The 12,580-nt window shown below is 71.5% G+C and carries 8 protein-coding genes; 4 read left to right on the top strand and 4 right to left on the bottom strand.

Features of this window, described 5'->3' with window-relative positions; all coding sequences use genetic code 11:
* The first annotated feature begins 74 nt into the window (after positions 1-74).
* Positions 75-1,127, top strand: a complete 1,053-nt coding sequence (locus JAO84_RS00775; protein WP_370409458.1) for a LacI family DNA-binding transcriptional regulator — start codon at positions 75-77, stop codon at positions 1,125-1,127.
* Positions 1,128-1,159: 32 nt separating this feature from the next.
* Here JAO84_RS00775 and JAO84_RS00770 read toward each other — a convergent pair whose 3' ends face one another.
* The 3 genes from JAO84_RS00770 to JAO84_RS00760 form a co-directional block, all read right to left on the bottom strand.
* A complete protein-coding gene (locus JAO84_RS00770; RefSeq protein WP_370409456.1) occupies positions 1,160-1,909 on the bottom strand; it encodes a dienelactone hydrolase family protein in 750 nt (249 codons plus the stop codon).
* Between the two features lie 189 nt (positions 1,910-2,098).
* Positions 2,099-3,850, bottom strand: a complete 1,752-nt coding sequence (locus tag JAO84_RS00765; RefSeq protein ID WP_370409454.1) for a glycoside hydrolase family 6 protein — start codon at positions 3,848-3,850, stop codon at positions 2,099-2,101.
* A 17-nt stretch (positions 3,851-3,867) separates the two neighbouring features.
* On the bottom strand, positions 3,868-5,430 hold the full coding sequence (locus JAO84_RS00760) for a cellulase family glycosylhydrolase (protein WP_370409452.1): 1,563 nt from the start codon (positions 5,428-5,430) through the stop codon (positions 3,868-3,870).
* Positions 5,431-5,701: 271 nt separating this feature from the next.
* On the opposite strand from JAO84_RS00760, the gene JAO84_RS00755 reads away from it, so the two are divergent.
* Together JAO84_RS00755 and JAO84_RS00750 are read left to right on the top strand one after the other, a co-directional pair.
* Positions 5,702-8,626: a glycoside hydrolase family 48 protein gene (locus JAO84_RS00755; protein WP_370409450.1), complete on the top strand. Its 2,925-nt coding sequence runs from the start codon at positions 5,702-5,704 to the stop codon at positions 8,624-8,626.
* A 153-nt stretch (positions 8,627-8,779) separates the two neighbouring features.
* Positions 8,780-9,214, top strand: coding sequence for an archease (locus JAO84_RS00750; RefSeq protein ID WP_370409448.1), 435 nt, complete (start codon positions 8,780-8,782; stop codon positions 9,212-9,214).
* Positions 9,215-9,222: 8 nt separating this feature from the next.
* Here the strand turns inward: JAO84_RS00750 and polX are convergent, their stop codons facing one another.
* Complete coding sequence (gene polX / locus JAO84_RS00745; RefSeq protein WP_370409446.1) at positions 9,223-10,959, bottom strand: DNA polymerase/3'-5' exonuclease PolX; 1,737 nt, start codon at positions 10,957-10,959, stop codon at positions 9,223-9,225.
* A 128-nt stretch (positions 10,960-11,087) separates the two neighbouring features.
* Here polX and JAO84_RS00740 point away from each other — a divergent pair, with 128 nt between their 5' ends.
* A complete protein-coding gene (locus JAO84_RS00740) occupies positions 11,088-12,512 on the top strand; it encodes an RtcB family protein (RefSeq protein WP_370409444.1) in 1,425 nt (474 codons plus the stop codon).
* Positions 12,513-12,580: the final 68 nt, after the last annotated feature.

Genomic DNA, 12,580 nt, shown 5'->3' with positions numbered 1-12,580 from the left:
CCGGGATCGTGGCCTATCTTGACCTGATCGCCGCAAGGGACGGGGCGAGGCCGCACGAGGGGAGTACGAGAGTCGTGAGCGGACGGCACAGTGGCAGGCCCACGCTGGAACAGGTCGCGGTACGGGCCGGGGTCGGCCGGGGCACCGTGTCCCGGGTCATCAACGGCTCGCCCAGGGTCAGCGACCAGGCCCGCGAGGCCGTCCACCGGGCCATCGAGGAACTGGGCTATGTGCCCAACCAGGCCGCCCGCACTCTCGCCGGCAGCCGAACCGACGCCATCGCGCTGGTCATCCCGGAGACCGAGGCACGGCTCTTCGCCGAGCCCTACTTCCTCGACATCATCCGCGGCATCAGCGCCGAACTCGGCGCGGCCGACCAGCAGCTGCTGCTCACCCTGGTGCGCACCGAGCGGGAGCGGCAGCGCTTCGAGCAGTACCTGGCCGCCCGGCGCGTGGACGGCGTCCTGCTCGCCTCCGTGCACGCCGACGACCCGCTGCCCGACCGCGTCCGCGAACTCGGCCTGCCCGTCGTCCTCAACGGCCGGCGCACCGCCGACGAGGCCGCCGCCTACGTCGACTCCGACAACACCGGAGCCGGCCGCGCCGCCGTCGCCCACCTCGCCGCCCGCGGCCGCCGCCGGATCGCCACCATCACCGGCCCGCTCGACATGTACGTGGCCCGGGCCCGGCTCGACGGCTACCGCGAGGGCATCGCGGCGGCCGGCCTCGCCTCCGACGAACTCCTCGTCGCCACCGGCGACTTCACCGAGGAGGGCGGCCGCCGCGCCATGCGCGACCTGATCGACCGCGCGCCCGACCTGGACGCCGTCTTCGCCGCCTCCGACGTCATGGCGGCCGGCGCCCGCGGCGTGCTGCGCGAGACCGGGCGCCGGGTACCCGAGGACGTCGCCCTCGTCGGCGTCGACGACTCCGCCGTCGCCCGCCTGATGGACCCGCCGCTCACCAGCGTGCGCCAGCCCATCGAGGAGATGGGCCGCACGATGGCGCGGATGCTGCTGCGGGAGCTGTCCGACGAGGGCGAGGGTGGTGGCGAGGGGGAGCCGGCGGCCGGCGAGGGCGCGCGTCAGGTGCTGCCGACGGAGCTGGTGGTGCGGGCGTCCTCGTGAGCCGGACGCCCGCACAGTGATCAGACCGGCGGTCAGCCGAGGTGGCGGGCGAAGAACCGGATCATGCTGTCCAGCTCGTACGCCGGGATCTCGCCGTGCAGGCCGGGGTTGGCGTGCAGGGACTTCTCCGCCGAACCCAGCGCGTCGAACAGTGCCAGGCCCTCGGCCCGCGGCACCCGCTCGTCGTCCCACTGGACCAGGAACTCCACCGGGACGGTGATCCGGGCGGCGGCCTCCGCCGAGGCGAGCGCCCCGCCCAGGCCCAGGACGGCCGCGCGGACCCGGGGCTCGGCGGCCACGAACGGGACGCCGAGGCCGCAGCCGAGCGAGACGCCCCAGTAGCCGACCGGGCCGGCGCCGACGTGGGGGAGCTGCTGTACGGCGTCCAGGACGGCTCGCCATTCCGGCACGGTCTGCCGGGCCACCATCGCCTGGAACTCGGCGATCAGCGGCGCCAGTTCGGCACCGGCCGCGACCCGCGCCTGGTTCTCGGCCGCCAGCCGGTCGTACTCCTCGACCTTCGGCCGGTCGCCGTGGGCGGGCACGTCGACCGCCACGACGGCGAAGCCGCACTCGGCCACGAAGCGGTGCGCCCGGGCCAGGATGCCGGGCGCCTTCTTGTGCTGGCCGCCGCCGTGTCCCATCAGGACGAGCGGGCGCGTGCCGACGGCGCCGTCCGGCGTCCACAGCACGCCGGGGATCTCGCCGAGGGTGAAGAGCTGTTCGCGGACGCCGTCGACCGACGTCTCGGAGAGGAAAGAGAGGGAGGAGCTGAAGCGCATAGCGTCTCAAGCCTTTCGGGATGCCTTCTGCGGGCTCCCTAGGCCATGCGGGGGAGGGAGGCCCGACCTGTCATCGTGTTGATCGGTCTCACCTCCTCGACATCGCAGTAACGCACGGCGACGCGAAACGTACCACGAAGGGGGCGCGGGTGAAGTCCCGCGCCCCCTCCGTGTCCGTCGGTCAGGGCGTCACAGCGCCGGGTACGCGTTCTTCATGAGCTCCTGGAACTGGGCCGAGAACCACTTCCCGGACAGCGGCGCGTTCGGCAGGGCGCCCGACATGTTGTTGTTGTTCCGGGGGTTGCCGGTGTACGTCGGGTCGCACATGCGGTCGAAGCCCTTGCCCTCGTCGTTCGGGATCTCCGAGCTCGCCCCGTCGGACTCGCCCGGGGGCTTGATCCACACGTACGCGTCGATGCCGGCCGCCGGGGCCGCCTTCGGACGTTCACCGAGGCCCGCACCCGCCTGGTTGCACCAGTTGCCGGGGTTGATGCGGCGGTCGTAACGGCCGCCGTCGACATAGGTGTCGACGCTGGTGGTCGCGCCCGGTCCGGTGGGCCGGGCGGTGCCGCCCCAGCCGTTGCGGGAGGTGTCGATCAGCATGCCGATCTTCGGGTCGAAGCCGATCGACACCAGCTTGTCGCGCATCGCCTGGGCGTACGACAGCTCGTCGGTGTAGCGGTTCCAGTCCACCCACTTCGACTGGCGGACCGAGGTCCCGTTCACGGTGTCGTTGATCGTGAAGTGGTCCTCCTTCAGGGCGCTGTAGTTGGCGGTGTTGACGATGAAGCCCGTCACGTTGGCGAGGGTCGAGCCCTCGGCGGTCGCCGCCGTCTTGAACAGCTCGGCGGAGGGCCCGAAGTTGTCGTCCCAGCCGAGCCAGCCGTGGTGGCCGGCGTCCAGGTAGTTGTAGACGTTGGGGATCGAGCCCAGCTTGTTGAGCGCGTAGCCGACCCCCTTGATGTAGTTGCCGTTCGCCTTCATCACGTCGCAGTTCGGGGTCGCCGTCGGGCGACCGCTCACATTGGTGACGAGGTTGGGCAGCGAGTCGAGCTCGACCGTGGTGACGATCCGCAGGCCGGCGTACTTCGGGTCGGCGAAGATGGCCGCGATCGGGTCGATGTACTGGGTCTTGTACTTGTCGATCTCCGTCGGGCCGAGCTCGCCGTTGGAGGCGAGGGCCGCGCAGTCCCGGCCGGGCAGGTTGTAGATGACGAACTGGACGGCCAGCTCGCCGTCGCCCTTCTGCCGCAGCGCCTCGTCGAGGTGCGCGCGCACGCCCATGCCGCCGTTCGCGCCGTTGATGGCGGCGATCCGGTCCACCCACACTCCGGTGGGCTGGTTCGACACCCGGGTGCCGCCCGGCTCGGCCGCCGCGTTGGCGGACCACTCCGGGTTCACGTACACCCGCGCGCCGACGTAGGGGTTGTCGGCCTTGGTGCCGGCCGGCGGCGGCGTGGTGGGCGGGGTGGTGGGAGGCGTCGTCGGAGGAGTGGTCGGCGGGGTGGTCGGTGGCACCGCGTCGGTGCAGGCGACGCCGTTGAGCGTGAAGGTCGCGGGCACGGCGTTGGTGCCGCTGTACGTGGCGTTGAAGCCGAAGGAGGTGGAACCGTTGGTCGCGAGGGTTCCGTTGTAGGAGAGGTTCTTCGCGGTCACGGCGGCGCCGGACTGGCTGATGTCGGCGTTCCAGCCCTGGCTGACCTTCTGGTCGCCTCCGTAACTCCAGCCCAGCGTCCAGGCGTTGACCGGGTCGCCGAGGTTGGTGACGACGACGTTCGCCGTGAAGCCGGTGTTCCACTGGCTGGCGATCTGGTAGTCGACCTTGCAGCCCGCGGCGGCGGCGCCGGCGGTGGCGGTGCTCAGGGCGGTGGCCGTCGCGCCGGTGGCGGCGATCAGGCCGAGCGCCGCGAACAGGGCGGTGCGGCTCTTCGTGCGGCTCATGGGGGTGGGTGACCCTTTCAGTGTCCGTTCAGGGTGCGCAGGTGGTCGCGCAGCCCGATGCCGAATGCGGTGGGAGTGCCGTCGTACGAGGTGATCAGGGCGGGCCCGGAGCCGCAGTTCCAGGTGTTCCAGGTCCAGCCCAAATAGGACAGGCCGCGGTCGTCGAACCACTTCATGACGCGGTCGACGAATCCGTGGGCGCAGGTGTTCTCACCGATCTCGCCCGCGAGCAGAGGTACATGGGCGGCGACGGGGGCGAGGGTGTCGTTCCAGCACGTCTCGGTGGAGCAGGTGTTGAAGTTGTAGACGTGCCAGGCGGCGGCCAGATTGCCCGCCGGGTCCGTGGGGCGGTGCTCGAGCCACTGGCTCAGGTCGTTGGAGTACGCGATGCCGGGCACCAGGACGAGGTTCCCCGCCCCGGTCGCGCGGACCGCGTCCACCAGGTCCTGCATGCCGGCGACCTCGTAACCGATGCCGGGGCAGCTGCCGCCGTCCCGCCAGCAGGCCCAGGCCTGGGCGGCGGTGGAGGTCGCCCGGTCCGGGTAGGGCTCGTTGAACAGGTCGAAGACGACCCGCTTGTCGTTCTTGAAGGTGTTCGCGACCGAGGTCCAGAACGCCGGGGTGTACTGGGCGTCCGGCATCGGCTTCTGGCAGGACGCGTGGACGTCGGAGCAGCCGGCCGAGTTCCCGGTGTACTGGCCGTGGGTCCAGTGGAGTTCCACCACCGGGGTCAGGCCGTGGGCGAGCACCCGGTCGACCAGGCCCTTGACGGCGGAGACGTAGTTCGCCCCGCGGTACTCGGGCTTGATGTTGTCGAGGCCGAGCCAGCACTCCTCGTTGAGCGGGATGCGGACGGTGTTGGCCTTCCAGTCGGCGATCGCCGCGATCGAGGCGTCGTCGACGGGACCGTCCCAGATGCCGTAGCCCTGGACGCACATGAACTCGCCGCCGGAGCGGTTCACCCCGAGGAGCCGGCGGGTCGCGCCGTTCTGGTCGGTGAACTGATTCCCGGAGATGCTGAGTTCGGGCGCTCCGGTGACCGGGGTGGGCGGAGTGGTGGGTGGTGTGGTCGGCGGGGTGGTCGGGGGAGTCGTCGGGTCGGTGGGGGTGGGAGTGGGCGTCGGGGTGGGCGTGGGGGTGGGTGTCGTTCCGCCCGTGTCGCAGGGCGCGCCGTTGAGCGTGAAGGCGGTGGGCGCCGGGTTGCTGCCCGTCCAGGAGGCGATGAAGCCGGCCGTCACCTTCGCACCCGTGCCGAGAGCGCCGTTCCAGCTCTCGTTCACGACGGTCACGGAGGTCCCGGACTGGGACCACTTGCCGCCCCAGCCCTGGCTGACCGCCTGACCTGCGGGGAAGCCGAAGCCGAGGGTCCAGCTGCTGAGCGCCGTGCTGTTGTTGGTGACGCTGACGGAGCCCTGGAAGCCGCCGGTCCACTGGTTCGTGACCGAGTACTCCACGGTGCAGGCGGAGGCGGCGGCCGCGGTGGCGGCTCCCGAGGCCGTACCGGTGACGACGAGAGCGGTGCTCGCCGCCGTGAGCGCCGCTCCCGCCAGGAGCGCTGTCAGACGTGGGGGATGTCGCATGAGCGAGTCCTCACGGCGAGGGCACCCCGGGAAGGGGTGCCGACGGGATGGATTCGCTCCCACTGGTCCGGCAGACCGTAGCGCCAACTGCCGCCAAGGAAAAGAGGAGTTGACCAAATTTCCTGGGCGGGCGCGTTCACAAGCCTTCGACTCTTCGCCCGTCTTGACGGCGTCACGCCGGATCTGCACAGTGGGAGCGCTCCCACTGGTTCAGAGCTTGACCACGCTCCCTCGCACCACCCACCTTCGAGCCGCGAGGAGAACCACCCGCATGCCACCACGCCTCCGCCGGCCCCGCGGCCCACGCCGCCCGGTCCGGCCGCTCACCGCGCTGGCCGCCGTACTGGCCCTGCCCGCCGCCCTGCTCGCGGTCGGACCGCCCACCGCCCAGGCCGCCGACGTGCAGTGCAGCGTCGACTACAAGACCAACGACTGGGGTTCCGGCTTCACCGCCGAGCTCACCCTCACCAACCGCGCCACCACCGCCCTCGACGGCTGGACCCTCGGCTACACGTACGCCGGCGACCAGAAGCTGAGCAACGGCTGGAACGGCACCTGGAGCCAGTCCGGCCAGAACATCACCGTCACCAACGCCGCCTGGAACGGCACCGTCGCCGCCGGGGCCGCCGTCACCACCGGCGCCCAGTTCTCGTACACCGGCAGCAACGCGGCGCCCAGCTCCTTCACCGTCAACGGCACCCCCTGCACCGGCGCCCACCAGCCCCCGGTCGCCGTCCTGACCAGCCCCGCGCCCGGCGCGGTCTACACCCAGGGCGACCCGGTCCCGCTCGCCGCCACCGCGGCCGCGGCCGACGGCGCCACCGTGAGCAAGGTCGAGTTCTACAGCGACACGACCCTGCTCGGCACCGACACCACCGCCCCCTTCACCCTCGGTGCCACCTCCCTGGCCGCCGGCACCCACTCGCTCTACGCCAAGGCCTACGACTCCCTCGGCGCCACCGGCGAATCCGCCCCCGTCGGCATCACCGTCGCCGCCGGAGCGGCCCTCGTCGCCACCCCCGCCCAGCTGTCCGTACGCCAGGGCAGCACCGGCACCTTCGACCTCAAGCTCTCCACCCAGCCGGCCGCGAACGTCACCGTGAGCGTCGCCCGCACCTCCGGCGTCACCGGCCTCACCGCCAGCCCGGCCACCCTCACCTTCACCCCGGCGAACTGGAACACCGCCCAGAAGGTGACCGTCACCGCCGCGCCCACCGGCACCGGCACCGCCGTCTTCACCGCGACCGCCCCCGGCCACACCAAGGCCGAGGTCACCGTCGCCCAGCTGGCCGCGAGCTCCGCGTACGAGGCCCGCTTCCTCGACCTCTACGGGAAGATCACCAACCCGGCCAACGGCTACTTCTCGCCCGAGGGCATCCCGTACCACTCCGTCGAGACCCTGATCGTCGAGGCCCCCGACCACGGCCACGAGACGACCTCGGAGGCGTACAGCTATCTCGTCTGGCTCCAGGCCATGTACGGGAAGATCACCGGCGACTGGTCGAAGTTCAACGGCGCGTGGGACACCCTCGAGAAGTACATGATCCCCACCCACGCCGACCAGCCCACCAACTCCTTCTACAACGCCTCCAAGCCCGCCACCTACGCACCCGAGTGGGACCTGCCGTCCCAGTACCCGGCGAAGCTCGACACCGGGGTGACGTCCGGCGCCGACCCGATCGCGGGCGAGCTGAAGAGCGCGTACGGCACCGACGACATCTACGGCATGCACTGGATCCAGGACGTCGACAACGTCTACGGCTACGGCAACGAGCCCGGGAAGTGCTCCACCGGCCCAACGGCGACCGGCCCCTCGTACATCAACACCTTCCAGCGCGGACCGCAGGAGTCCGTCTGGGAGACCGTGACCCACCCCACCTGCGACAACTTCTCCTACGGCGGCAAGAACGGCTACCTGGACCTGTTCACCGGGGACTCCTCCTACGCCAAGCAGTGGAAGTTCACCAACGCCCCCGACGCCGACGCCCGGGCCGTCCAGGCCGTCTACTGGGCCGACGTCTGGGCCAAGGAGCAGGGCAAGGGCGCCCAGGTCGCCACGACCGTCGGCAAGGCCGCCAAGATGGGCGACTACCTGCGCTACTCGCTCTTCGACAAGTACTTCAAGAAGGCCGGCGACTGCGTCGGACCGACCACCTGCCCCGCGGGCAGCGGCAAGAACAGCTCGCACTACCTGATGTCCTGGTACTACGCCTGGGGCGGCGCCACCGACACCAACGCCGGCTGGGCCTGGCGGATCGGCTCCAGCCACGCCCACGGCGGCTACCAGAACCCGCTCGCCGCCTACGCGCTGAGCAGCTACGCCCCGCTGAAGCCGAAGTCGGCGACCGGCGCCACGGACTGGGGCACCAGCCTGGACCGGCAGCTGGAGTTCTACCGCTGGCTCCAGTCCGACGAGGGTGCCATCGCGGGCGGCGCCACCAACAGCTGGCAGGGCCGCTACGCCACCCCGCCGGCCGGCACCCCCACCTTCCACGGCCTGTACTACGACGAGAAGCCCGTCTACCACGACCCGCCGTCCAACCAGTGGTTCGGCTTCCAGGCCTGGTCGATGGAGCGCGTCGCCGAGTACTACCAGCAGACCGGTGACACCGACGCGAAGACCGTCCTCGACAAGTGGGTCGCCTGGGCGCTGTCCAAGACCACGATCAACCCCGACGGCACCTACCGCGTCCCCTCCACCCTCCAGTGGTCGGGCGCACCCGACACCTGGAACGCGGCGAGCCCCGGCGCCAACGCCGGCCTGCACGTCACCGTCGCCGACTACACCGACGACGTCGGCGTGGCCGCCGCCTACGCCAAGACCCTCACCTACTACGCGGCCAAGTCCGGCCACACCGAGGCCAAGCGGGTCGCCAAGGCCCTCCTCGACGGCATGTGGACCCACTACCAGGACCCGCTCGGCATCGCCGTCCCGGAGACCCGCGCCGACTACAACCGCTTCGACGACCCGGTCTACGTCCCCAGCGGCTGGACCGGCACCATGCCCAACGGCGACGCCGTGAACTCCGCCGCCACCTTCGCCTCCATCCGCTCCTTCTACAAGAACGACCCGGCCTGGCCGAAGATCGAGGCCTACCTGGCGGGCGGCGCCGCCCCCGTCTTCACCTACCACCGGTTCTGGGCCCAGGCGGACATCGCCCTGGCCATGGGCTCGTACGCGGAACTGCTCGAATAACAACCGCCGCCCCGCGAAGAGCACCCGCTCCGCGTACGAACCGGCCGGGCGGGCCCCGAGAAGGGGCCCGCCCGGCCGCACGCGTCCCGCGGCAGAATGGGGGATGCGGGGTGCGCAGGCGCTGTCACGGCGATGGCAGGAGGGAGAGAGTCCGTGGGACCGGACCCTTCGGCGGGCCGCAGCGGGCACCGCGGCGTGCCGCACACGGCGGACCTGCGGGTGGAGGCATGGGCTCCCACCCGGGAGGAATGCCTCGCCCAGGCCGTACGGGGCGTCTGCGCCTCGTTCCTGGATCTGACGGGGGCGGCGGGGGTCCACAGGCGGGACGTGGAGGTACGGGCGGACCGGGACGAGGACGTCCTGGTCGCTCTGCTCGACGAGGTGGTGTACCGGCTGGACACGGAGGGCGAGGTCCCGGTCGAGGTGGAACTCGTCCCCGTGGACGGAGGCGTGCGGGGCGTCCTGTGGACAGCTGACGCCGGGACGCTTCCGGTGACGGGCGCCGCGCCGAAGGCCGTCACACTGCACGAGACCGTGATGACCCGGGGACCGGGCGGCTGGACCTGTTCGGTGACGCTCGACGTGTGAGGGCCCGCTCAGGCCGGCCGGCCCGCCCGTTCCTTGCGGAGGAAGCTGCGCAGCCGCCGCAGCGGCCAGGTGTTGATCACGTCGTCGGTGGTGAGCCATCCACGCTGCGCCGTGCCGACGCCGTAGCGGAGGTGTGCGAGCTGCGGGATCGAGTGGGCGTCGGTGTCGACGGCGAACTTCACCCCGTACTCCTTGGCCCGCAGGATGTCCTCGTCGCCGAGGTCGAGGCGGTCGGGCTGGGCGTTGATCTCCAGGGCGGTGCCGGTGCGGGCGCAGACGGCGAACACCTCGTCGAAGTCCGCGTCGATCCCGGGTCGTCTGCCGATCAGCCGGGTGGTGGGATGGCCGATGACGTTGACGTACGGGTTCTCACAGGCACGGACGATCCGCCGGGTCATCGCGTCCCGCCCGAGCCCGAAGTGGGAGTGCACCGAGGCCACGCAGAGGTCGAAGTCCCGGAGGAAGTCGTCGGGCCAGTCCACGTCACCTTCCGGCCCGATGTTGAGCTCGGTGCCGTGCAGGAGCCTCATCCGGTGGTGCCTGCCGTCCAGTTCGCGCACCCGCTCGCGCTGGGCGAGGATCTTGTCGTCGGTCATGAGCTGCATGGACATGTCGGGGGCGTGGTCGGTGACCGCGTAGTACGCGTAGCCGCGTGCGGCGGCCGCCGTCACCATGTCCTCCAGCGGGGCGAGGCCGTCGGTGAGGTCGGTGTGGGTGTGCAGGTCGCCCCTGATGTCGTCCTCCGTCACCACCGCGGGGAGCTCGCCGCGCAGGCCGGCCTCGATCTCCCCGCGGTCCTCGCGCAGGGTGGGCGGGATCCACGGCAGGCCGAGCCGCTCGTACACCTCCGCCTCGGTCCGCGAGGCGACCCGTTCGCCGCTCTCCGTCTCGAACAGGCCGTACTCGGAGAGTTTCAGGCCCGCGCGGACGGCGAGCGTACGGGTGTGGATGTTGTGCGCCTTCGAACCGGTGAAGTACTGCAGGGCGGCGCCCCACGAGGCCGGCCGCACCACCCGCAGGTCGACCTGGAGGCCCTCGGAGGTGCGGACGGAGGTCTTCTTCGGGCCGTGCACGAGGACCTCCGCGGTGGCCGGCAGTTCGGTGAGCGCGTTCATGAAGGGCGCCGACCGGGCGGCGGCGACAAGGATGTCGAGGTCGCCGACGGTCTCCTTCATGCGGCGCAGCGACCCCGCGTAGGCGCAGTCCTCACAACCGTCGATCCCGGACAAGGTCGTGACGATGTCCTCGGCGGTCTCCATGGCGGCGCTCAGCAGGATGCGCCCACCGGCCTGCCGCATCAGCTCGATGCCGTGCAGGATGTTCGCCTCGGTCTTCTCACCGAAGCCCTTGAGGTCGCGCAGCCGCTCCGCCTTGATCGCGTCGGCCAGCTCGTCCACGGAGGAGATGCGCAGGTCCTCGTAGAGCGCCAGCGCCTTCTTGGGGCCGAGGGTGGGGATCGCCATGAGCCGCCGCACACCGTTCGGGATCCTCGCCCGCCGCTCCTCGATCGTCTCGACCCTGCCGGTGCGGAAGTACTCGACGACCTTCTCGGCGATGGATCTGCCGACGCCGGGGATCTCCCGCAGACCGGCCGCGTCGAGCCGGGACACGTCCGTGGGGTGCCCGCCGATGGCGCGGGCGGCCTTCTCGTAGGCGCGCGCCTTGAACGCCTCGCCTCCGGTGATGGCGATGAGGTCCGCGTACTCCTGAAGGAGTGCCTCGACCTCTTCGTTGGGCCGGGCCACGCCTTCCAGTCTAGGAACCGGGCGCCCGCCGTGCTCGACGTGCTCGACGGTGCGCGAAGCCGGGACGCGGAGCGTCTACTGGAAGGGAGGGGAAGCGAGGGGACCGGGTCGGGGAAGGGACGACGGGCATGGACATCACTCTGGAGGAAGAGACCCCGGTACGGTTCCGCATCGCACAGCAGGGCCCGATGCGGGTCCCCGGCGTCGTCTTCGCGACGCGGGAGCTCCTGCCGGAGGCGGCCGGTGACAAGGCGCTGGAACAGGTCGTGAACGTGGCGACGCTGCCGGGCATCGTGCGGGCCTCGTACGCCATGCCCGATGTGCACTGGGGGTACGGCTTCCCCATCGGCGGCGTGGCCGCCACGGACGTCGACGCCGGCGGAGTGATCTCGCCCGGCGGTGTCGGATTCGACATCTCCTGCGGTGTACGCCTGCTCGCCGCCGACCTCGATCGCGGCGCCCTGACCCCCCACACGCGCCGCCTGATGGACATCCTCGGGGACACCGTGCCGCGCGGACTGGGGCGCGGCGGGCTGTGGAAGCTGTCCGGACGCCCCCAGCTGGAGGAACTCCTGGCCGCTGGGGCCGCGTACGCGGTCGATCACGGCCGGGGCGTACCCCGCGACCTGGAACGCTGCGAGGACCACGGGACGCTGGCGGGGGCCGATCCGTCGCAGGTCGGTCAGCGGGCGGTGGACCGGGGGCTCCAGCAGGTGGGGAGCCTGGGGTCGGCCAATCACTTCCTCGAAGTACAGGCCGTGGACCGGGTGTACGACCAGCCGGCCGCCACCGCCTTCGGTCTGCACTCCGGCCAGGTGTGCGTCATGATCCACTGCGGTTCGCGCGGCCTGGGGCACCAGGTGTGCAGCGACCACGTCCGCGTGATGGACCAGTCCCTGCGCTCGTTCGGCATTCACCTGCCGGACCGGCAGCTGGCCTGCGCCCCCGCCGTCTCCACGCCCGGCCGCGCCTACCTGGGGGCGATGGCGGCCGCCGCCAACTACGGGCGCGCCAACCGGCAGCTGCTCACCGAGGCCGCGCGTCACGCGTTCGACGTCGCCGCCGGGGCGAGTCTGGACCTCGTCTACGACGTCTCCCACAACATGGCCAAGATCGAGACCCACGACGTGGACGGTGTGCGGCGCCGCCTGTGCGTCCACCGCAAGGGCGCCACCCGGGCTCTGCCGCCGGGCCATCCGGAGCTGCCGGAGGACCTGGCGGAGGCCGGGCAGCCCGTCCTTGTGCCCGGCACGATGGGGACCGCCTCGTACGTGATGGCTGGCACCGCCGGCAACGAGGCCTTCTGGTCCTCCGCCCACGGCGCGGGCCGGGTCTGGAGCCGCCACCAGGCGCTCCGCCGCGTCCGGGGCGAGGAACTGCAGGAGGAGCTGGAGTCCCACGGCATCGCCGTCCGGCCGATCTCGTGGCGGGCGCTCGCCGAGGAGACGCCCGACGCCTACAAGGACGTCGACGCCGTGGCCGCCGCGACCGAGCGCGCGGGACTGGCGAGGCTGGTCGCCCGCCTCGTACCGCTGGGGGTCGTCAAAGGATGAACGACAAGGGAACGACAAGGGGGCGCAGAGGTGGGCCGCGGAAAACCGCGTGACCCGCCCCGCCCGCC

The organism is Streptomyces fradiae (assembly GCF_041270065.1).
Classification (GTDB): domain Bacteria; phylum Actinomycetota; class Actinomycetes; order Streptomycetales; family Streptomycetaceae; genus Streptomyces.
The sequence above is the reverse complement of the archived record's forward strand: the minus strand, read 5'-3'. Positions and strand labels throughout refer to the sequence as shown.